This window comes from Pseudoxanthomonas sp. GW2, assembly GCF_000283075.1.
Lineage (GTDB): Bacteria > Pseudomonadota > Gammaproteobacteria > Xanthomonadales > Xanthomonadaceae > Pseudoxanthomonas.
Window position 1 is genome coordinate 1 of record NZ_ALIP01000103.1, and the last position, 21,784, is coordinate 21,784.

The following is a 21,784-nucleotide window of genomic DNA, read 5'->3' on the forward strand; positions in this document are numbered from 1 at the left end:
CGGGCGGCAGCCCGGCCAGCGGCGCCAGCGCGCCGCCGGCCAGGTTGAGCGCGACCAGCACCGCGCTGGCCGCGCAGAACGCCAGCACCGAACGCAGCAGCAGGATCACCGCCACGGCGGCCGACGCCGTTCCCGGCACTGCCTCAGCGCCCGGCCTTGCGGCCGCCGCGCGCGGCTTCCTGCTGCTGGCGCACCCACTGCATCTGCTCGCGGAAGGTGGCGGTCCAGTACTTGTCCCTGTTCGCGGCCAGGAACGCCAGCAGCTCCTCGTGCGCCTCCTTGGACACCGACAGGTAGTCGCCGCCGACGCCGTGGAAGGTGAAGCCGACCATGGTGCCCTTGCGCCCGGCTTCCTCCACCAGCGCGATCAGCTGCTTGCCGGTGACGTCGCTGGGCACCGCGGCCGGCACCGCCGCCGGGTCCAGCGCGAACATGTCCGGGACCACGTCGCCGCCGACCAGCTTGATGCCGAGGAAGCGGTCGGCCACGGCGGCGATGTAGTCGCCGTCGGCCACCTTGCGGTCGCCGCAGGGCGCGGTGTAGGTGCGCGGACCGGCGTAGCCGTCCAGCGCCTGCAGGAACACGTCCGCGACCTCGACCTGCTCCTTGATCTGCGCCAGGCTCATGCGGTCCAGGTCCTGGTGCGCCGGCACCCACTCGCGGCCGGGACCATGCGCCGAGCACGGATGGGTGATGCTGTGGTTGCCCAGCTCGTGGCCCATGCGCGCCACCTCGCGCCACTCCTCCATCCGCGCCCGCACCGGCTCGCGCGCCGGCACGATGTAGAAGCTGCCCTTGAGCCCGTACTTCTGCAGCTGCGGCACCGCGTTGTCCAGCTGCGAATCCAGCGCGTCGTCGTAGGCCAGGCTGACCGCGGCCTTGCGCCCCTCCGGCCAGCTGAACTTCTGCTTCGCCATGGCCGGCAGCGCCAGCGCGGCCAGGCAAAGCGCCAGGCAGATCCTGCTTGCTTGCATGCGTTCCCCTCGTCTGGCGACGGCCCTCCCGCGCCTTCGGCCGAAGTCTAGCCTTGCCCCGCGGCACGCGGCAGCCGGCCGCTACCCGTACCAGGGCGAAGGGTGCAGCGGCCGGGCTAGCCGGCGGTCGCCGCGCTGCCCTCGCCTGTCGTGGCCGCCGGCGCCGGGCGCGTGGCCAGCAGCACGATGCAACGCGGTGGCAGGTGCCAGGCCCCGTCCTCCGGCTGCGGCGGCTCCTCGGCCGTGGACAGCAGCAGGCGCGGCGCCTGCAGGTGTTGCGGCACGCGGAATTCCTGGGGCGCGTCGCCGGCATTGAACAGGAACACCAGGCTGTCCTCGCGCTCGGGCTGGTGCAGGCCGCTGGTCGGCGCCTGCCCGTCCAGGCAGGCCATCAGCACCCGGCGCTCGCCGTCGTGCCAGTCGCCCTCTTCCATCGCGCTGCCGTCGGGGCGGAACCAGGCGATGTCGTGCAGGCCATGGGCGCGGTCATACTCGCCCATGAAGAAGCGGCGGCGGCGCAGCTGCGGATAGTGCCTGCGCAGGCGCAGCAGCCGGCGCACGAACGCGGCCTGGCGCTGCGGCCCCGGCGCCGCGGCCGCTTCCCAGTCCAGCCAGGCCAGTTCGTTGTCCTGGCAGTAGGCGTTGTTGTTGCCCTGCTGGCTGTGGCCGAACTCGTCGCCGGACGGCAGCATCGGCGTGCCCTGCGACAGCAGCAGGGTGGCCAGCAGGTTGCGCATCTGCCGCGCGCGCAGGGCGTTGATCTCCGGGTCGTCGGTCTCGCCCTCGGCGCCGTGGTTCCAGGAAATGTTGTTGTCGCTGCCGTCGCGGCCGTCCTCGCCGTTGGCCAGGTTGTGCTTGTCGTTGTAGCTGACCAGGTCGCGCAGGGTGAAGCCGTCGTGCGCGGTGACGAAGTTCACCGAGGAATGCGGCTTGCGGCCGTGGTGGTCGAACAGGTCGGCCGAGCCGGTGAAGCGCGTGGCGAACTCCGCCAGCTGGCCCGGGTCGCCGCGCCACAGCGCGCGCACGTTGTCGCGGAACTTGTCGTTCCACTCCGCCCAGCCCGGGGCGAAGTTGCCCAGCTGGTAGCCGCCCGGGCCGATGTCCCAGGGCTCGGCGATCAGCTTCACGTGGGCCAGCATCGGGTCCTGGCGCACCGCGTCGAGGAAGCTGCAGGAGGCATCGAACCCGGTGCGCTCGCGGCCGAGGATGGTGGCCAGGTCGAAGCGGAAGCCGTCCACCCGCATCTCGCGCACCCAGTAGCGCAGCGAGTCCATCACCATGCGCAGGGCACCGGCGTTGGTCAGGTCGAAGGTGTTGCCGGTGCCGGTGTCGTTGATGTAGTAGCGGCGGTCGTCGGCCAGGCGGTAGTAGCCGGTGTTGTCGATGCCCTTGAACGACAGCGTCGGGCCCAGCTCGTTGCCCTCGGCGGTGTGGTTGTAGACCACGTCCAGGATCACCTCCAGCCCGGCGTCGTGCATGCGCGCCACCATCTGCTTGAACTCGGTGACGCTGGTGCCGGACAGGTAGCGCGGGTGCGGGGCGAAGAAGCCGATGGAGTTGTAGCCCCAGTAGTTGCGCAGGCCCTTGTCCAGCAGGTACTGGTCGTCGACGAAGGCGTGCACCGGCAGCAGCTCGATCGCGGTCACGCCCAGGTACTTCAGGTGCGAGATCACCGCGTCGTGGCGCAGGCCGGCGAAGGTGCCGCGCAGCCCTTCCGGGATCGCGCCATTGCGCATGGTCAGGCCGCGCACGTGGGCCTCGTAGACCACGGTGCGGTCCCAGGGCGTGGCCGGGGCGCGCTCGCGCCCCCAGGTGAACGCCGGATCGATCACCACGCACTTGGGCATGTACGGGGCACTGTCGCGGCGGTCGAAGCTCAGGTCCAGGTCGCGGTGGCCCAGGGTGTAGCCGAACAGGTGCGGCGCCCACTTCAGCTCGCCGGCGACCTGCTTGGCGTACGGATCCAGCAGCAGCTTGTGGGGATTGAAACGGTGGCCGGCGTCGGGTTCGTACGGGCCGTGCACGCGGTAGCCATAGCGTTGCCCGGGGCGTGCGTCGGGCAGGTAACCGTGCCAGATCTCGTCGGTGTACTCGGGCAGGACGATGCGCTCCTGCTCGCGCCCGCGCTCGTCGAACAGGCACAGTTCCACCCTGGTGGCGTGGCGCGAGTACAGGGCGAAGTTGACGCCCAGCCCGTCCCAGGTCGCGCCCAGCGGATACGGCGTGCCCTCCTCCAGCCGCGACTGGCGGCTCCATTTACGCGTCGGCACGGTCGTCCTCCTCTCCCGCGGTTCCTTCGTTGGCCGGCTGCTCCAGCGCGCGTGCGGCGATCTCGGCCTCCACCAGGCGCTCGGCCATGCCCCAGTGGCGCAGCTCCTGGCCGTCGGGGCGGCCCTCGGCCTCCCAGATCTGGCGCGCGAGCTCGCGCGTGCGGCGCTGGCGTTCGGCCGGGTCCATGGCGTCATTCCTCATGCAGTGGTCCACACTGCCACGGGCGAACGTGCAAACAGCGTCGACAGCGGCACGTTGCCTGGCGAATCCAGTCCAAGCCGCGCGCCGCCCAGCACCTCGCGCCAGTGCCCGGCAGGCAGGCGCAGGCTGCGGGCTTCCCAGTGCGCTTCGGGCAGCAGCAGGCCCTCGCCCTGCACGGCAGCGGCATCGCCCACCAGCGCGCCGGCCCACAGCCGCTGGTGGCCGCTGCCGCGCAGGAAGGCCACCACGTCGGTGCCCGCCGGCTGCGGCGTGTAGCGGCCCTGGAACAGGCGCGGGTGCGCGGCACGCAGTTCCAGCATGGTGGCCAGTAGGCGTGCCTTGAGCGCACCGTCCTGCCATTGCCGCAGCAGTGCGGGCCAGTCGCGCGGGTCATCCAGCCAGGCGCGCCTGGCGGCGTAGTCCACGGGGCGACGGTTGTCCGGATCGACCAGGCTCAGGTCCCAGCCCTCGCTGCCCTGGTAGGTATCCGGCACCCCGGGCGTGGCCAGCCGCAGCAGCAGCTGGGCCAGGCCCAGGCGCGCACCAGGCACGCCCAGCGCCGCGGCCGCGGCGGCCAGGGCCTGGTGCAAGGCGTTGTCCTCCAGCGCGTGGCGCACCAGGGCATCGACCGCGCCTTCCACGCCCGCGTCCGGCTCGGTCCAGCTGCTGTGCTGCTTGCCCTCGCGCAGGGCCTTGGTGGCCCAGGCGACCACCCGTCCGGCGTAGTCCGTGCGCGCCCGGCGGCCTGGCAGCTGCAGCGGCCAGGCCGCGACCAGGGTCTGCCACAGCATCAGCCGGAAGGTCGCCGGCACCGCCTCGCGCAGCCGCGCAGGCACGGCCTCCTCGAACCGCTCCAGCTGGCCGCACCACCACGGCGCGCGGTGCGAGAGCGCGGCCAGGCGCGCGCGGGTGTCCTCGCCGCGCTTGTGGTCGTGGGTGGCCGTGGCCAGCAGCGCCAGCGGATGGCGCCGGCCGCGTTCGCGGCAGGCGTGGTGGAAGCCGTCGATGCCAGGCGGGGCATGCAGCGGATGGCTGCCGACCTCGTTGCGCGACAGCAGCACGCCGTGGCGGTAGAAGGCCGTGTCCTCCACCGCCTTGGCATTGAGCGGGGCGGTCAGCTGCTCGAAGCTGGCACGCAGGCGCTGCAGCAGTGGCGCGGGCACGCCGCGGGCGTCGCCATCGCCGCGCAGCCAGCCGGCGAGCGTGGCCAGGGCCTGCTGCTCCGCCGGGCCGAGGTCGCCGGCCGCGGCCGTGGCGGCGGCGTCCAGCCAGGCCCTGCCCTGCGCATCCAGGCCGTCGCGGCCGGCGTAGGTGCGGTACACCGGGAAGCGCAGGCACAGCGCCTGCAGCGCGCGCGCCCACATCTGCGCGCTGAAGTCGGCCAGCGCCGGCCGCTGCGCCGCTACCGCCAGCAGCCGCAGCAGGCAGCGGTTGAACTCGGCCTGCAGCGGGCCACGCAGGACCAGCAGGCGCGCCTGCCGCTCGATCGCGGCGAAATCGCCCTCGCCGCCGGCCTGTTCCCAGCGTCCGCGCAGCGTCTCCAGCCCGGCGGCGGCGTGCAGCACCGCGCCGGCCTGGTCCATGAAGTCGTAACCGGTCGTGCCCTGGCAGGGCCAGGCGGCCGGCAGCTGTTCGCCGGGCGCGAGGATCTTCTCCACGTACAGCAGCGCCTCGCCCGGCGCCAGGCCGCGGCGCGCGCCGGCACGGTCCAGCGCCGCGCGCAGTGCCTGCACGTAGCCGGTGGGATCGGCCAGGCCGTCGACGTGGTCCACGCGCACGCCGTCGATCACGCCTTGCGCCAGCAGCCGCAACGGCAGTGCGTGCACCGCGTCGAACACCTCGCGGCGCTCCACGCGCAGCGCCGCCAGCGAGCTGATGTCGAAGAAGCGGCGGTAGTTGATGCGGTCGTTGCCGGCGCGCCACCACAGCAGCCGGTAGGCCTGGCGCTCGAGGATGGCGGCCAGGGTGCCCTCGCCGCGGCGGGCGCCGGAGTTGGTGCGCTCCAGCCAGGCCCGCGCCCGCGCAGTGGCCGGCGCCGGCACCGTGCCCGGGGCCAGCGGCCAGGCCTGGTCGTGGTGCCGCACCTGCCAGCCATCGCCCTGCCGTTCCAGCCGCAGCAGGCCTTCGGCCAGCGCCGCATGCAGCGGCCGGTCCAGCACCGGCAGCAGCAGGCGGCCGCCCGCGCCGGGCGCCTCCCAGTCCACGTCGAACCACTCGGCATGGCGGCTGCGGCGCCCGTGCTGCAGCAGGTCCATCCACCACGCATTGGAGGCGTGGGTGGCCATGTGGTTGGGCACGATGTCCAGCAGCAGGCCCATGCCATGCTCGCGCGCGGCCTGCGCCAGGCGCTGCAATGCCGGCTCGCCGCCCAGATCCGGGTTGACCCGGGTGGGATCGGTGTTGTCGTAGCCATGGTTGGAGCCGGGCACGGCGGTGCCGATGGGTGCCAAGTACAGGTGGCTTGCGCCGAGGCGGGCGAAGTAGTCGACCTGCGCCGCGGCATCGTCCAGGGTGAAGCCGGCATGCAGCTGCAGGCGCACGGTGGCCCGCGGCCGGAGGCGGGCCGGGCTCATGGCGCCACCTCCCGGCGCGCCTGCGCGAACGCCTGCAGGGAGGCATCGAGCACGGCTTCCGGCAGCGGATCGGGCAGGCGCCGGCGCCAGTTGGGATGGCTGTCGGTGGTGCCGGGCAGGTTGGGCTGCTCGCGCAGGCCCAGCGCGTCTTCGGCCGGCAGCAGGGCCAGCACGGCCGGGGAGCGGGCGGTAAAGCGCAATGCATCCATGCGCAGGTCTCCGCTGTCGATGCCTTCGCCACGGAAGGCCCGGCGCAGGCGCGCGGCGTCGGCCTGCCGTTCCCTCCATTGCGGAGTGGCCTGCAACGCTCCGGGGGGCGCGTCGTGCAGGCCCAGGCGCCAGGCGATGTCGCGACCCTCGGCCCAGCCGGCGCTGCTGGGCAGGTCGTGGGTGGTGGTGGTGGCGACCGCATGGCGGCGCCAGCGCCGGGGCGGCATGAACGCGCCACGGCGGTCGCGGGTGAACGGCAGCACGTCGATGCCCAGAATCCCGCGCCGCGCCAGCTTCGCGCGGATCCCGGGCGGCACCACGCCCAGGTCCTCGCCGACCACCACGCAGCGGTGGCGCCAGGATTCCAGCGCCAGCAGGTCCAGCAGCGCGTCCAGTTCGCAGGAAAGATACACGCCATCGCGGGCACTGGCCCCGCGCGGCACCACCCACAGCCGTTGCAGGCCGAGGATATGGTCGATGCGCACGCCGCCACGGTCGCGCATCACCGCGCGCAACAGTTCGATGAACGGCGCGAAGCCCGACTGGCGCAACCCGGTCGGCGCATAACCGCTGATGCCCCAGGCCTGGCCGTCGGCATTGAACGCATCCGGTGGCGCGCCCAGCTCCAGCCCGCGCAGCACCGCCGCCGGCGAGGCCGCGGCCTCGGCGCCGGAAGGATCGAAGCCCACCGCCAGGTCGGCGACCAGTCCGATGCCCAGTCCCGCCGCGCGCGCCTGGTCCTGGCAGCGAGCCCAGGCCCGGCGCGCCAGCCACTGGCCGAACAGGTGCAGCTGCGCCACCTCCGCGTCATTGCCCGCGGCGAAGGCGACATAGGCCGCCACCTCCGCCGGTGGCGCAGCAGCGAAAGCGGCAAAGTCCGCCTGCAGGTCCGCACGCAGGACCAGGCCGCGCCCATGCAGCTGCCGCAGCCAGGCCCACTTCGCCGGCCGCGCGGCGCTCCAGTCGATGGACTCCGCGGCCTCCAGGGCATGCAGCCGTCCGCGCAGCTGCGGATCGCCGTCCAGCACCTGCGCCGCCACGTCGCCGAAGACCTGCGCCGGCGATGCATGCAGCGGGTCCAGGCAGCGCCGGTCGCTGGGTGCGTAGGGACTGTAGTAGCCGGCGCCCTCCAGCGCGGCGTGCACCGGGCTCAGCGCCAGCGCATCGCCGCCCGCCGCGGCGACCCTGCGCAGCCAGTCCGCACAGGCGGCGGTATCGCCGATGCCGCCGTCGCCCGGGGCGCGCGCCGAGTACACCTGCAGCGCCACGCCCCAGGCGCGCGCGTCCGCAACCGCGTCCTCCACGCCGAAGCAGCGGTCCGGCGCCACCGCGACCCTGCAGGGGGCGCCGCCGTGCAGGGTCCAGTAGCCGGGGGCGAGCGGTACCCGCACGCAGCCGCGCGCGTCGATCCGCGCATCCTCGTGGCGGCCGTCGTCGGCCACCCACTGCCGCGGGCCGGCGTCGCCGCCGGCCGCGATGCGCGCGCCGGCACGCGCCGTCAGCAATGGCGGCCGTGCCTGCACGGCCTCGATCCGGCGCAGGCTCTCGCGGCGCTGCGCCGGCGTGGCCGCGGGCAGGTCCAGAGCGTCGAGCACCGCGCGCAGGGTGGCGTCGGCCACCACCTGGGGGCGTCCGGCCACGTCGGTCCACTCGCGGCACAGCCCGGCGGCCGCGGCCAGCGCGTGCAGGGAGGCATCGGCCGTGCTCATGGGCCGACCCTGCGCACGCGCAGCCGGTCCGGCGGCAGCTGGCCCTCCTCCATCGGTCCGGTGCACAACAGGTCCTGCCCCGGCGGCAACGCGCTGGGCAGGCCCTGCCGGCCCAGGTTGAGCTCCAGCCACCATTGCCGTCCGCCCAGCTGCCAGCCCGCGGCCACCGCGGCTTCGCCAATGACGCGGCCGCCCAGCGGCCGCGCCTGCTCCAGGTGCGGCACCAGTTCGCGCGCGCGCAGGTCCAGCAGCCCGCCGAACCAGGCCAGCCAGGCCTGGGCCGCGGCATCGTCCGGCGCCGGCCAGGGCGCGCGCGACGCCTCGAAGGTGGAGACGGCATTGGGATCGGGAATGCGGCTGCGCGCCTGGGCACTGGCGAAGGCGGCGAAGTGCGCGAACTCGCGGCGCCGGCCCTCGCGCACGGCCTGGTCCAGCGGCGCCTCGAAATCGGTGAAGAACAGGAACGGCTCGCGTGCGACCCAGGGCTCGCCCATGAAGAACAGCGGGACCATCGGCACCAGCGCGGTCAGCGCCACCGCCACCCTGAGCCGTGGCTCCGGCACCAGCACCGACAGCCGCTCGCCGCAGGCGCGGTTGCCGATCTGGTCGTGGTTCTGGGCGAAGGCGACGAAGCGTACCGGCGGCACATCCGCACTCGGCTCGCCACGGACGCGCCCCCGCGGGGTGGTCTGGCCCTGCCACGCGAAGCCCTCGCCCAGCACCCGCGCCAGGTGGGCGGTGGCCTGCGGCGCGTAATCGCCGTAGTAGCCCTCGTCCTCGCCGGTCAGCAGCACGTGCAGGGCGTTGTGGAAGTCGTCGTTCCACTGCGCGGTGAAGCCTTCGCGCAGCAGGCTGGCCTGGTTGTGCTCGTTCTCCAGCACCAGGTACACGTGGCGCTCGGCCGGCAGCGCGGCATGCACCGCCTGCCGCAGCTGGTGCAGGAAGGCGGTGGGCTCGATCGCGTGCACCGCGTCCAGGCGCAGCCCGTCGAAGCGGTACTCGTCCAGCCACATCAGGGCGTTGGCGATGAAGTAGCGCTGCACGGCAGGCTGGTCGAAGTCGATCGCCTCGCCCCAGGGCGTGTGCGAGCCAGCGCGGAAGAACGGCGAGGCATAGTCGCCCAGGTAGTTCCCGTCCGGGCCGAAGTGGTTGTAGACCACGTCCAGCAGCACCATCAGGCCCAGGCCATGGGCCTCGTCCACCAGCGCCTTCAGCTCGTCCGGGGTGCCGTAGGCCTGCGCCGGCGCGAACGGCAGCACGCCGTCGTAGCCCCAGTTGCGGCGGCCCGGGAACTGCGCCAGCGGCATCAGCTCGATCGCGGTGATGCCCAGTGCCGCCAGCCGCGGCAGCAGCGCGCGCACCCCGGCATAGCCGCCGCAGGCGCCGGCGTGCAGTTCGTAGACCACGGCCTCGTGCCAGGGACGGCCGCGCCATCCGTCGTGGCGCCATGCGTAGTCGCCGCGATACAGGGCGCTGGCACCATGCACGCCATCGGGCTGCCAGCGCGAGGCCGGATCCGGCACGTCGTAGCCGGCATCGATCCGGTAACGGTAGCCGGTGCCCTCGGGCGCGGCGGCCTCCGCCTCGAACCAGCCGTCGCCGGCGGCCGGCATCGGCAGCACCTGGTCCGCCAGCACCAGCTCCACCCGGCGCGCGTCCGGCGCCCACAGGCGGAAGCGCCAGTGCTCCCCGACCGGCCAGGCGCCCGGGGGTTCGAGTGCCGCCACCGCGTTCATGCCTCGGCCTGGAGGTAGAGCGTGGCCAGCGGCGGCAGCGTCAGCAGCAGCGACTGGGCATGTCCATGCATCGGCCGCGGCACGGTCTGCAGCAGGCCGCCGTTGCCGGTGTTGCTGCCGCCGTAGTGGGCGCTGTCGGTATTGAGCAGCTCGCGCCAGGCGCCGGCGCTGGGCACGCCGACCGCGTAGCCGTGGTGCACCGTCGGGGTCAGGTTGGTCACCGCCAGCAGCGAGGGTGCGCCGCCTTCCGGGTCGTGGCGCAGGAAGGCGACCACGTTGTTGCGCGAGTCGTCGGCCACGCTCCAGTCGAAGCTGCGTTCGTCCTGCTCGGCCACGTGCAGCGCCGGCTGCGCGCGCAGCATGCGGTTGAGGTCGCCGACCAGGCGCGCCAAGCCGTCGTTGGGCGGGCGCCTGGCCTCCTCCCAGTCCAGCTGGGCATCGTGGTTCCATTCGGCCAGCTGGCCGAATTCGCCGCCCATGAACAGCAGCTTCGCGCCCGGGTGCGCCCACATCAGCGCCAGGTAGGCGCGCAGGTTGGCGAAGCGCTGCCATTCGTCGCCGGGCATGCGCCGCAACAGGGAACCCTTGCCGTGCACCACCTCGTCGTGCGACAGCGGCAGCACGAAGCGCTCGGCGAACGCATAGACCAGGCCGAAGGTCATCTCGCTGTGGTGCCAGCCGCGGTGGACCGGGTCGCGGCCCATGTGCTGCAGGGTGTCGTGCATCCAGCCCATGTTCCACTTGTGGGTGAAGCCCAGCCCGCCGTGCTCGGCCGGGGCGGTCACTCCCGGCCAGGCGGTCGACTCCTCGGCCATCAGCATCACGTCCGGGAAGCGCGGGCGGATCTCGGCGTTCATCCGCCGCAGGAACGCGATCGCCTGCAGGTTCTCGCGGCCGCCGTGCTCGTTGGGCACCCACTCGCCCTCGGGCCGGCTGTAGTCGCGGTAGAGCATCGAGGCCACCGCGTCCACGCGCAGCCCATCGATGTGGAAGCGCTCGATCCACTCCAGCGCCGAGCCGACCAGGAACGCGGAGACCTCGTTGCGGCCGTAGTTGTAGATCAGGGTGTGCCAGTCGCGGTGGAAGCCCTCGCGCGGATCCTCGTGCTCGTACAGCGCGGTGCCGTCGAAGCGCTGCAGGCCGTGCACGTCGGTCGGGAAATGGGCGCTGACCCAGTCCACGATCACGCCGATGCCGGCGCCATGGCAGCGGTCGACGAAGCGCGCGAAGGCGGCCGGATCGCCGTGCCGCGCGGTGGGCGCGTAGATGCCCAGCGGCTGGTAGCCCCAGGAACCACCGAACGGGTGCTCACTGACCGGCAGCAGCTCGATGTGGGTGAAGCCCAGCGCCTGCACGTGCGGGACCAGCTGGTCGCCCAGCGCGTCCCAGTCCAGGGACAGGCCCTGGGCGTCGCGCCGCCAGGAACCGGCGTGCACCTCGTAGATCGACAGCGGCTTGCGCTCCCAGCCGCCGCGCGCGGCCATCCAGGCCTGGTCGTGCCAGGTGAACGGGTGCGCATCGGCCACCCGCGAGGCGGTGGACGGCGGCAGCTCGCACTGGCGCGCGCAGGGATCGGCCTTGTGCGGCAGGCGTGCACCGTCCGGGCCGGTGATCTCGTACTTGTAAAGGGCGCCGGCGGCGACCCGCGGGATGAAGATTTCCCACACCCCGGCGGCGTGGCGCAGCCGCATCGGATGGCGGCACCCGTCCCAGCCGTTGAAGTCGCCCACCACCGCCACCCGGCGGGCGTTGGGCGCCCATACCGCGAAGCGAACGCCGTCCACCCCACCCAGGCGCATGGGACGGGCGCCAAGCGCCTCGCGGCAGGCCTCGCCGTCGCCGGCGGACAACCGCCCGAGCAAGGCCTCGTCCAGCAGCGGGCCGTAGCCGTAGGCATCCTCCAGTTCCTCGACGTGGTCGCCCCAGTCCACCCGCAGCAGATGCACGCCGCCGCGCCCGACCCGGCCTTCGAACACGCCGAACGCGGGGGTCGGCTGCAGTGCGGCCCACTCTCCGGCGCCGGTGCTGCAGCTGACCGCGCGCGCGCCGGGGAACAGCACCCGCAGGCAGCAGCCACCGTCGGGCAGCGCGTGCGCGCCCAGCCAGGCGAAGGCATCGACCGGGGCGCCGGCCGCCAGCGCGGCCAGCGCGGCGTCGCGCTCCGGATCCTCGTGGCCGCCGTGGACGGCCGTCTCGCAGTCCTGCGGCATCGCTGCCACGCCTTCGCTCATGCGGTCAGCCCCCGGGTCGCGGCGATCCCCGCCGCCTGGCGGTAAAGCGCGTGGTACTGCTGGGCGGCCGGGGTCCAGCCGCCGGGCCGCAGCATCGCCGCGCGGCGCATGGCGCCCATCAGCAGCGGGCTGCGGAAGGTGCGGATGGCGCGCTGCAGGCAGCGGCGCAGGCCGTCGGCGCTGGCGCCCTCGAACAGGAAACCGGTGACGCCGTCGTCGACGGTGTCGATCAGGCCGCCGGTGGCATGCGCGATCGGCAGGCAGCCGAAGCGCTGCGCGTACATCTGGCTCAGTCCGCAGGGCTCGAAGCGCGAGGGCATCAACAGGAAGTCGGCGCCGGCGAACATGCGCCGCGCCAGCCCCTCCTCGAAGCCGATGAAGGCGCCGACCGCGCCGGGGAAGCGGCGCACCAGGGCGGCCACCTGGGCCTCCACCTGCGGCTCGCCGCCGCCGATGATCACGATCTGGCCGCCGGCGGCCACGATCTGCGGCGCGACCTCGCAGGTGATGTCCAGGCCCTTCTGGTGGACCAGGCGCGAAACCACCGCGAACAGCGGGCCGCCGTTGTCCGGCAGGCCGAACGCGGCGCGCACGTGGCGCGCGTTGAGGTGGCGGTCGCGGCAGTTGGCGGCGGAGAAGCGCGCCGGCAGCGAGCGGTCGCGGACCGGGTCCCAGCTGTCGTCGATGCCGTTGATGATCCCGCTGAGGTGCCCCTGCGCCGCACGCCGCGCCAGCAGCTCGTGCATGCCGCAGCCTTCCTCCGGCCGCACGATCTGCGCCGCGTAGCTGACGCTGACCGTGTTGATCCGGGTGGCGTTGACGATGCCGGCCCTCAGGAACGACAGCCGGCCGTGGAATTCCATGTCCGCCAGGTGCGCCGGCGGCACGCCGATGGCCTTCGCCACGCTGCGCGGGAACACGCCCTGGTAGGCCAGGTTGTGGATGGTCAGCACGCTGGGGGTGTCGCCGCCGGTCCAGCGCACGTAGGCGGCGGCCAGGGCCGAGGGCCAGTCGTTGAGGTGCAGCAGGGCCGGCTTCCACTGCAGGCCGCACTCGCCGGCGCCGATGCGCGCGGCGGCGTGGGCGAAGGTGGCGAAGCGCACCGCGTTGTCTTCCCACTCCGCGCCGGCGCCGTCCACGTAGGGCGAGCCGCTGCGCTCGAACAGCTCCGGGCACAGCAGCACGTAGACCGGCAGGCCGTCGGGCTGGTGGGTGAGGCCGATCCGGCATTCCGGCAGCCCGGCGTGCGCGGCGACCTGGCCGACGATGTTCATGCAGCGGATCCGCTGCAGCACCTCCGGGTAACCAGGGATCAGCACGCGCGCGTCGCAGGCCGGGCGCAGCGCGCGCGGCAACGCCGCGGCCACGTCGCCCAGGCCGCCGGCCTTGATGTAGTCGGCCATCTCCGAGACCACGAACAGCACCGGGATGCTGTGGTGGCCCGGTTGCGGCATCACCGCGGCCGCCTGCCGCCGCATGAAGCGGCCCCTCGCATCCCGTGGCGGAAGCCGGAGCGGCTTCGGTTCCCTGAGGGCAACACCGGCGGAAACGGGGACGGCAGGCATCGCGGAGGCTCGTTTTATCGGGTTGACGGTGCCCGCGCCGCCTCCGGGACGGGGGCAGCGTGGGTTCGGGAAGGAAGTCAACGCAGATCGTGGGGGATATGCGCGAGCTACGGCTGCAATCTACCCCGCACCGCAATAAATGCGCTGTGAATTCCGCGCACCGTGCAGGTGCATTTTGCGAACTTGCTCATCCGCGGCGTAACCGGTTCATCGAGGCGCCGGCGCACGCACCCGGCCATGCACCAAGATCGGGCAAAAGCGTTCAGCCCTGGGGCACGCCGGCCATGTCCGGCAGGCGGTGGGCGATGCCCTTGTGGCAGTCAATGCAGGTCTTCTGCCCGGTGCCCAGCCACAACCGGTGGACCTCGGCGGCGCGCGCGCTTTGCCGGGTCAGGTCCATGGAATCGAAGTCATGGCAGTTGCGGCATTCCAGCGAGTCGTTGGCCTTGAGCCGGGACCATTCGTGGCCGGCCAGCACCAGGCGCTCGTCGAGGAACTTCTGGCGGGTATTGATGGTTCCGAAGACCTTGCCCCAGACCTCCTTGGAGGCCTGCATCTTGCGCGCGATCTTGTCGGTCCAGTTGTGCGGCACGTGGCAGTCCGGGCAGGTGGCGCGCACGCCGGAGCGGTTGCTGTAGTGGATCGTGGCCTTCAGCTCCTCGAACACGTTGTCGCGCATCTCGTGGCAGCTGGTGCAGAACTTCTCCGTGTTGGTCGCCTCCAGCGCGGTGTTGAACCCGCCCCAGAACAGCACCCCGGCGACGAACCCGGCCACGGTCAGGAAGCCGAGGCTGTAATAGCGGCTGGGCGAGCGCAGGGTCATCCACAGCAGGCCCAGCTGGCGGCGGAGGCGGCGGAACATTCAGCGCACCTCCGCCGCGGGCGCGGCTTCCGGGGCCGCCAGCAGGCTGTCGACGTCGCGGAACTGGTTGGCCACCAGCACCGGGGCATCGGTCTGCACCACGTGGCATTGCAGGCAGAAGTAGCGCCGCGGCGAGATCGAGGCCAGGAACTGGTCGTCGCGGTCCATGTAGTGGGTGACGCTGACCGGCGGGGCCTGGAAGGTGGCGGCGTTGGCGCGGGCGTGGCACAGCATGCAGCGGTTGCTGTTGCGGTCCACCTGGTAGCCGTCGATCGCGTGCGGGATGGTTGGCGGCTGCATGGGGTAGGCGCGCACGCGCTTCAGGTCGGCGTTCTCCACCCGCGCCATCGGCGGCGGATGGCCTTCCTGGTCCACCGGCACGCCGCGGCGCACCGCGTCGATCTGGCCGGCGCCAGGCACGAACACCGCGCGCGCGTCCACCGGCGCCGCGGCCGCCGGCGGCGGAGGCTCCGGCGCGTGGCCGCGGCGGGCCAGGCCCCTGCCGATCAGCACGCCCAGGAAGAACAGGACCACCCCCAGCAGCAGGGCCAGGGGGATGGCGACCAGCAGGTTGCGGTTGCGCATGGCGCGTCTCCTAGGCGGGCAGGACCTTCACCGCGCACTTCTTGTAGTCGGTCTGCTTGGAGATGGGATCGGTGGCGTCCAGGGTGACCTTGTTGATCAGCTGGCCGGCGTCGAACCAGGGCACGAACACCACCCCGCGGGGCATGCGGTTGCGGCCGCGGGTCTCCACCCGGGTGCGCATCTCGCCGCGGCGCGAGGCCACCCGCACCTCGTCGCCGCGCTTGAGCCCGCGCGCGCGGGCGTCGTCGGGGTTCATGAAGCACACCGCCGCCGGGAACGCCCGGTACAGCTCGGGGATGCGCATGGTCATCGAGCCGGAATGCCAGTGCTCCAGCACCCGGCCGGTGACCAGCCACAGGTCGTACTCGGCGTCGGGCGCCTCGGCCGGCGGCTCGTAGGGCAGCGCCCAGATCACCGCCTTGCCGTCCTTGTTGCCGTAGAACTGGAAGCCGGCCCCGGGCTTGACGTAGGGATCGCTGCCTTCGCGGTAGCGCCAGCGGGTTTCCTTGCCGTCCACCACCGGCCAGCGCAGGCCGCGCGCCTGGTGGTACGCGTCGAACGGCGCCAGGTCGTGGCCGTGCCCGCGTCCGAACTCGGCGTACTCCTCGAACAGGCCCTTCTGCACGTAGAAGCCGAAGTGCCGGGACTCCTGGTTGGCGTAGCCCTGTTCGATGTCCGACAGCGGGAACGCGTCGACCTTGCCGTTGGCGAACAGCACCTCGAACAGGGTCTTGCCGCGGTAGGCCGGATTGGCGTCGAGGATCTCCTTCGGCCAGCACTCGTCGGTGGTGAAGCGCCTGGAGAACTCCATCAGCTGCCACAGGTCCGAACGCGCCTCGCCTGGGGCCTGCACCAGCTGGTGCCAGAACTGGGTGCGGCGCTCGGCATTGCCGTAGGCGCCCTCCTTCTCCACCCACATCGCCGCCGGCAGGATCAGGTCGGCGGCCTGCGCGGTGACCGTGGGATAGGCGTCGGAGACGACGATGAAGTTCTCCGGGTTGCGGTAGCCAGGCCAGGTTTCCTGCAGCAGGTTGGCGCCGGCCTGCATGTTGTTGTTGACCTGCACCCAGTAGGCATTGAGCAGGCCGTCCTTCAGCGCGCGGTTCTGCTCCACCGCGTGGTAGCCGGGCTTCGGATTCAGCAGGCCGCGCGGAAGCTTCCAGATCTCCTCGGCGTGCTGCCGGTGCTCCGGGTTGGCCACCAGCATGTCAGCCGGCAGGCGGTGGCTGAAGGTGCCCACCTCGCGCGCGGTGCCGCAGGCCGAGGGCTGGCCGGTCAGCGAGAACGGGCTGTTGCCCGGGGTGGAGATCTTCCCGGTCAGCAGGTGGATGTTGTAGACCATGTTGTTGGCCCACACCCCGCGGGTGTGCTGGTTGAAACCCATGGTCCAGAACGACATCACCTTGACCTTCGGGTCGGCGTAGAGCTCGGCCAGCTGCTCCAGCCAGCCGGCCTCGACCCCGGTCATCTCCACCGCGTGCTGCAGGGTATAGGGCGCGACCAGGCGGGCGAAGTCGTCGAAGCTGCACGGCTCGCCGGCGCCGGGGTCGGCCGCGCCGCTGGCGGCCACCTCCAGCGGATGCTCCGGGCGCAGGCCGTAGCCGATGTCGGTCGCGCCGCGCTTGAAGGTGGCGTGTTTCTCCACGAACTGCCGGTCCACCCGCCCGGTGCGGATGATGTGGTTGGCGATGTAGTTGAGGATCACCAGGTCGGTCTGCGGCTTGAACACCACCGGGATGTCGGCCAGCTCGAAGCTGCGGTGTTCGAAGGTGGACAGCACCGCCACCTTCACGTGCGGGTGGGACAGGCGGCGGTCGGTGACCCGGGTCCACAGGATCGGGTGCATCTCGGCCATGTTCGAGCCCCACAGCACGAACGCGTCGGCCGCCTCGATGTCGTCGTAGCAGCCCATCGGCTCATCCATGCCGAAGGTGCGCATGAAGCCGTAGGCGGCCGAGGCCATGCAGTGGCGCGCGTTCGGGTCCAGGTGGTTGCTGCGGAAGCCGGCGCGCATCAGCTTGGTCGCCGCGTAGCCCTCCCATATCGTCCACTGGCCGGAGCCGAACATGCCGATGCCCTCGCCGCCCTTGGCCCTGAGCACGCGCTTGAACTGCTCGGCCATCACGTCGAAGGCCTCGTCCCAGGACACCGGGGTGAAGTCCCCGTCCTTGGCGTAGGCGCCATTCTTCTTGCGCAGCAGCGGCGTGGTGAGGCGGTCGGCGCCGTACAGCACCTTGGACAGGAAGTAGCCCTTGACGCAGTTGATGCCGCGGTTGACCTCGGCATGCACGTCGCCATGGGTGGCGACCACGCGGCCATCGCGCACGGCGACGTTGACCCCGCAGCCGGTGCCGCAGTAGCGGCACGGCGCCTTGGACCACTTGAGCTGGACCTGGTCGCCCTCGGTGACGACGTTGGTGCCGCCGCCGGGCAGCGGCAGGCCGGCGGCGGCCGCGGCGGTGGCGATGGCGCTGGTACGGATGAAGTCGCGGCGCGTGGTGCTCATGCGGAAGCTCCCCTGGCATGGGGCGGGGGAACGGGCTCGTCCAGGGCGGCGGACGGCTCGGCGTGGTGGTAGACCAGCAGCACGTTCAGCACGCCTGGCACCTCGCGCAGGCGTTCGACCAGGTCCATCACCCGGTAGCGGTCGGCGGTCTCGCACAGCACCACGCTGCGGGTGTCGCCGGCGATGGCCAGTTCCAGCGCGGGCTCGGCAGCCACCGCCGCGCGCAGTGCCGGCAAGGCATCGGCGCGGTGCTGGAGCACGAACGAAGCGATGTTGACCTCGTCCTGCGGGTTCATGCGCAGGCCTCCTCTTCAGCCGCGGCCAGCGCGATCGCGCCGGCCGGGCATACGCCGGTGCAGGCGCCGCAGCCGGTGCAGCGCGCGGCCTCGACCATGGCCATGCCGCGGCCGCCGGGCGGTACCCGGATCGCCTGTTCGGGACAGACCTCGCGGCAGCTGGCGCAGACGATGCCGGCGCCGGACAGGCAGGCATCGGCCACCATCGCGCGCAGGTTCCAGGGACGCGCCCGCGTGTGCAGCAGCGCGCCGGTGGGGCAGGCCTGGGCGCAGGCGCCGCAGAAGCTGCACTCGCCGCGGCCCGCGGCCGGATCGAACCGCGGCAGGCCATCGGGTGCGCGCCGCAGCACGCGTTCCGGGCAGGCGCGGATGCACGCCTCGCAACCGGTGCAGCGCGCGGCGAAGGCCTGTCCGGGGATCGACCAGGGCGGGCGCGGACCGCAGGCATCCTCGCTGCCGAAGAGCAGTGCTCGCCGGGAGAGCGCGCCGCCTGGCATCGTCACGGCCCCGTCGGCGGGCCGGCGAACAGCAACTGCCACATCCAGACCATGAAGCCGTAGCCGGCCACGACCAGCACCGCCAGCAGCGGGAACACCACCGCAGTCACCAGCAGGAACGCGATGCGCTCCTGCCTGCGGGTCACCTCCATCTTCGGGCCCGGTTCCTGCTCCACGTGCCAGCCTGCCTTTCCAGGTGGGTCCAGTGCAGTACGCGGCGGAGGCTAGCACGGAAAACCGGACCGGGCGTGACGCACCGCGGGATGCGTGGCACCGGGCCACGCAAGCGTGACCGGGCGCACGCGCGGCACGCGTTCCTAGCTGCGGCGCGGCATGCGCCTGCGCGGCGGCTGCGGTTCGCGCTCGGCCATCTGCCGCACGCGCGCGCCGGCATCGCGCACCAGCGCCGGCAGCAGGCGCGTTTCCGGCAGCAGGTGCCAGTACTTCTGCGGCATCTCCTGGCGCATCATCCGGGTATTGAGCCGCGCCGGATTGAAGATGCTGGCGTAGTAGGTGCGCCACAGGCCGTCCTGGGCGTCGTCGGCCGGCACGTCGGCGCGCAGCCCACCCGGGCCGGCCCACAACTGCCCGTCGTCCCAGCGCACGCTGCGGTACGGGGTGACGATGGTCCAGCGCATGCCGGCGAAGCGGCGTGCGAAGAACGGCGCGAGCCGGTCCAGGATCCAGTGTTCCGGCTCGAACCAGGCGATGTAGGCCTCCTCCTCCCCCGGCACCGCGCGGAAGCGCACGAAGGCCTTCATCTTGTGGCTGTCGCGGCGCACCGCCTGCTCCAGCGCGCGGGCGCTGGCCACGTCGGCATCGGTGCTGCGTTCCAGCAGCCGCCGCTCGCCATGGCCGATGCGCCACAGCATCCGGTACAGCAGCGCATGCCGCCCCGGATCGCCATGGCACAGCACGCGCGCGGCCAGCTCCAGGAATGCCGGCGCCATCGCCAGTGCCGGCACTCCGGCAGCCAGCGGCGCCCGCGCCAGTTCAGGCCACGGCAGCAGGCCGCCCTGGGCATCGCCGCTCCAGTCCACCTGCTCCGGTGCCAGGCCGGCGGCAAACGCCCGGCGCGCCGCATCGCGCCAGGCACCCAGGTCCCACGGCGGATCCAGCTGCGCGCGGTAGCCGCTCATGCGAACAGCTCGCCTTGGCGCGGCTGCGGCGCCAGCTGTGCACGCAGGCGGGCCGGATCGTCCAGGCGTGCACGTGGATGATGGTCCAGCACGCTCACGAACGGCAGCAGCTTCTTCAGCGGGGCGCGCAACCGGGCCAGGTCGTCCAGCCGCAGGCGGCCGTGGCGGCGCGCGCCGACGATGCGGTCCACGTTGCGCGCGCCTAGCCCGGGCACGCGCAGCAGCAGCTCGCGCGGGGCGCTGTTGAGGTCCACCGGGAAGCGCTCGGGGTGGCGCAGGGCCCAGGCCAGCTTGGGATCGATGTCCAGGTCGAGCATGCCGGCGCCCTCGGGCACGATTTCCTCCACCCCGAAGCCGTAGAAGCGCAGCAGCCAGTCGGCCTGGTACAGGCGGTGCTCGCGCTGCAACGGCGGCGCGCGCGGCGGCAAGGCCGCCGAAGCATCCGGGATCGGGCTGAAGGCCGAGTAGTACACCCGCCTCATGCGGAAGTCGCCGTACAGCGCGTTGCTGGTGCGCAGGATCACCGCGTCGTCGGCGCCATCCGCGCCCACGATCATCTGCGTGCTTTGCCCGGCCGGGGCGAACCGCGGCGGCCGCCGCCGTGGCGTGGCCTTCGCGGCGCGGCGCGCCTCGGTGTTCTCGTCGATGCGCCAGCGCAGCTCGCCCATGGCATCGCGGATGCCGTCGGCGCGCTTTTCCGGCGCCAGTCTCGCCAGGCCTTCGGCGGTGGGCAGCTCGACATTGATGCTCAGCCGGTCGGCGTAACGCCCGGCCTTCTCCAGCAGTTCCGGCGAGGCCTCGGGGATGGCCTTGAGGTGGATGTAGCCGGCGAAGTGGTGGTCCTCACGCAGGCTGCGCGCCACTTCCACCATCTGCTCCATGGTGTAGTCACCGTTGCGGATGATGCCGCTGGAGAGGAACAGCCCCTCGATGTAGTTGCGCTTGTAGAAGTCCAGCGTCAGCTTCACCACCTCGGCGGCGGTGAAGCGCGCGCGGCGCACGTTGCTGCTGGCGCGGTTGACGCAGTAGGCGCAGTCGTAGATGCAGAAGTTGGTCAGCAGGATCTTCAGCAGCGACACGCAGCGCCCGTCGGGCGTGTAGGAGTGGCAGATGCCCATGCCCTCGGTGCTGCCCACGCCCTTGCCGCCGCGCGAGTCGCGCCGGCCCGCGCCGGAAGAGGCGCAGGAAGCGTCGTACTTGGCCGCGTCGGCAAGGATCGCGAGCTTGTCGGTCAGCTCCATGCCGGCACGGTGGCCGGCCTGCGTCTCAGCCGGTGAGACGCCGCCCGGCGCTGGGTGAACCGTTCAAGCCGCGTGCCTTCAGGGCACGGCGCGGCGCACGTAGACCGGCTCGCCCGGCACGTCGGTGCGCACCGTGGTCGCCGCCGGGGCGACCGGTGGCGTGGTCAGCAGGTCGTTGGTACGGCGCTGCTCGGCGATCAGCTGGCGCAGCAGCGACTTGATCCCGAACACCGCGAACGGCACCAGGATCCACAGCACGGTCAGGATCAGGGCGAAGATCGCCGCCGCGATCATCAGCGCGTTCATGCCGGTGGCGGCGGCGTCGTTGGTAAAGGTCGACAGCATGGTTCGCTCCTCGGACCGGACACCGCGCCCGGCGTGGCGACATGCTTGGGCAAGCCCCGTCCACGGCGGGTGAACCGGGCGCACGCGCCGTTGCAGGCGCGCCTTGCGCACACGGCCACGCGCGCCGCATGCGGGCCGGGACGGAGGAAACCGGGGAACGCGCCCGCGGGCGCGCGGACTCAGCGGCTGCGCTCGCGCCGCAGGGCGAAGGTCGCAAGACCGACGACGGCGGCCAGGCCGATGGCGAGGAACACGAACACAGGCGTCAACGACATGGAAGCTCCCTCAGTGCTGGACGGGCCCGGGCCGGGCCGCGGGCTGGTAACGACGGGATGCTGCGCGCGACCCTCCCCCACGGCGGTCGCGTGGCCGGCTGTGTCGCCCCGGCCGGGTTCCCTTATACCTGCCCGTCCTGCGCCGGCCACGCTGCACTGCACCGTGGCCGCCCCGCGCTCAGGGCGACAGGCGCAGGTGGTCGTCCAGTTCCGGACCGCCGCCGCGGTCGGCGCTGCCGGCCGCCACGTGCACCGCGCCGCCCAGCAGGGTGGCCTGGGTGCCATGGCGTCCGCGCGGCAGCGGCGCCAGGCTGCGCCAGCGCCCGCTGCCCGGGTCGTAGGCCTCGACCTCGGCGTGCGCCGGCACCTGGCGCGCGCTTTCCCCGCCCAGCACCAGCAGCGCGCCGCCTGCCGCCACCGCCCCGGCGCCGGCGCGCGGGGTGGGCAGCGGCGCCTCCAGCGTGCTCCAGCGCCCGCGGGCGAAGTCGTACACGTCCACCGCGGCAATGGTCATCGACAAGGTGTCGCCGGTATCGTGCGAGGTGCGGCGGCCGCCGGCGGCGTAGAG

At 72.7% G+C, this 21,784-nt stretch carries 16 protein-coding genes and 2 pseudogenes; all 18 read right to left on the minus strand.

What is annotated here, in order from left to right:
- Nucleotides 1–143: 143 nt before the first annotated feature.
- Nucleotides 144–974, minus strand: coding sequence for a polysaccharide deacetylase family protein (locus B351_RS0108030; RefSeq protein WP_019398525.1), 831 nt, complete (start codon nt 972–974; stop codon nt 144–146).
- A gap of 116 nt (nt 975–1,090) precedes the next feature.
- Nucleotides 1,091–3,244 carry a glycogen debranching protein GlgX gene (glgX, locus tag B351_RS0108035; protein ID WP_019398526.1) on the minus strand — a complete coding sequence of 718 codons (2,154 nt, stop codon included), beginning with the start codon at nt 3,242–3,244 and terminating at the stop codon, nt 1,091–1,093.
- Complete coding sequence (locus tag B351_RS0108040; protein ID WP_019398527.1) at nt 3,231–3,431, minus strand: DUF2934 domain-containing protein; 201 nt, start codon at nt 3,429–3,431, stop codon at nt 3,231–3,233. Before B351_RS0108040 ends, glgX begins: the two co-directional genes overlap by 14 nt.
- Nucleotides 3,432–3,442: 11 nt before the next feature.
- Nucleotides 3,443–6,019, minus strand: coding sequence for a malto-oligosyltrehalose synthase (gene treY / locus B351_RS0108045; protein ID WP_019398528.1), 2,577 nt, complete (start codon nt 6,017–6,019; stop codon nt 3,443–3,445).
- Entirely contained in the window at nt 6,016–7,938 is a 1,923-nt protein-coding gene (locus tag B351_RS0108050; protein WP_019398529.1) for a 4-alpha-glucanotransferase, read from the minus strand. The genes treY and B351_RS0108050 overlap by 4 nt, the downstream gene beginning before the upstream one ends.
- Nucleotides 7,935–9,674, minus strand: coding sequence for a malto-oligosyltrehalose trehalohydrolase (treZ, locus tag B351_RS16480; protein WP_083852418.1), 1,740 nt, complete (start codon nt 9,672–9,674; stop codon nt 7,935–7,937). Before treZ ends, B351_RS0108050 begins: the two co-directional genes overlap by 4 nt.
- Nucleotides 9,671–11,884 carry a 1,4-alpha-glucan branching protein GlgB gene (gene glgB, locus B351_RS0108060; RefSeq protein ID WP_125109437.1) on the minus strand — a complete coding sequence of 738 codons (2,214 nt, stop codon included), beginning with the start codon at nt 11,882–11,884 and terminating at the stop codon, nt 9,671–9,673. Before glgB ends, treZ begins: the two co-directional genes overlap by 4 nt.
- A gap of 17 nt (nt 11,885–11,901) precedes the next feature.
- Nucleotides 11,902–13,383, minus strand: a complete 1,482-nt coding sequence (glgA, locus tag B351_RS0108065; protein ID WP_019398531.1) for a glycogen synthase GlgA — start codon at nt 13,381–13,383, stop codon at nt 11,902–11,904.
- A 349-nt stretch (nt 13,384–13,732) separates the two neighbouring features.
- Nucleotides 13,733–14,332, minus strand: a complete 600-nt coding sequence (locus tag B351_RS0108070; protein WP_019398532.1) for a NapC/NirT family cytochrome c — start codon at nt 14,330–14,332, stop codon at nt 13,733–13,735.
- Nucleotides 14,333–14,917 carry a nitrate reductase cytochrome c-type subunit gene (locus tag B351_RS0108075; protein WP_019398533.1) on the minus strand — a complete coding sequence of 195 codons (585 nt, stop codon included), beginning with the start codon at nt 14,915–14,917 and terminating at the stop codon, nt 14,333–14,335.
- A 10-nt stretch (nt 14,918–14,927) separates the two neighbouring features.
- Nucleotides 14,928–17,423, minus strand: coding sequence for a periplasmic nitrate reductase subunit alpha (gene napA, locus B351_RS0108080; protein WP_019398534.1), 2,496 nt, complete (start codon nt 17,421–17,423; stop codon nt 14,928–14,930).
- On the minus strand, nt 17,420–17,719 hold the full coding sequence (locus B351_RS0108085; protein WP_019398535.1) for a chaperone NapD: 300 nt from the start codon (nt 17,717–17,719) through the stop codon (nt 17,420–17,422). The genes napA and B351_RS0108085 overlap by 4 nt, the downstream gene beginning before the upstream one ends.
- On the minus strand, nt 17,716–18,216 hold the full coding sequence (napF, locus tag B351_RS0108090) for a ferredoxin-type protein NapF (protein WP_026010505.1): 501 nt from the start codon (nt 18,214–18,216) through the stop codon (nt 17,716–17,718). Before napF ends, B351_RS0108085 begins: the two co-directional genes overlap by 4 nt.
- A gap of 2 nt (nt 18,217–18,218) precedes the next feature.
- Nucleotides 18,219–18,392 carry a hypothetical protein gene (locus B351_RS0108095; protein ID WP_019398537.1) on the minus strand — a complete coding sequence of 58 codons (174 nt, stop codon included), beginning with the start codon at nt 18,390–18,392 and terminating at the stop codon, nt 18,219–18,221.
- A 153-nt stretch (nt 18,393–18,545) separates the two neighbouring features.
- A pseudogene (locus B351_RS0108100) lies at nt 18,546–19,355 on the minus strand (TIGR03915 family putative DNA repair protein); the annotation flags it as partial.
- On the minus strand, nt 19,352–20,596 hold the full coding sequence (locus B351_RS0108105; protein ID WP_019398539.1) for a putative DNA modification/repair radical SAM protein: 1,245 nt from the start codon (nt 20,594–20,596) through the stop codon (nt 19,352–19,354). The gene B351_RS0108105 and the pseudogene B351_RS0108100, both read right to left, overlap by 4 nt.
- A 78-nt stretch (nt 20,597–20,674) precedes the next feature.
- Complete coding sequence (locus B351_RS0108110) at nt 20,675–20,941, minus strand: hypothetical protein (RefSeq protein WP_019398540.1); 267 nt, start codon at nt 20,939–20,941, stop codon at nt 20,675–20,677.
- A 453-nt stretch (nt 20,942–21,394) separates the two neighbouring features.
- A pseudogene (locus B351_RS0108120) lies at nt 21,395–21,784 on the minus strand (kelch repeat-containing protein); the annotation flags it as partial.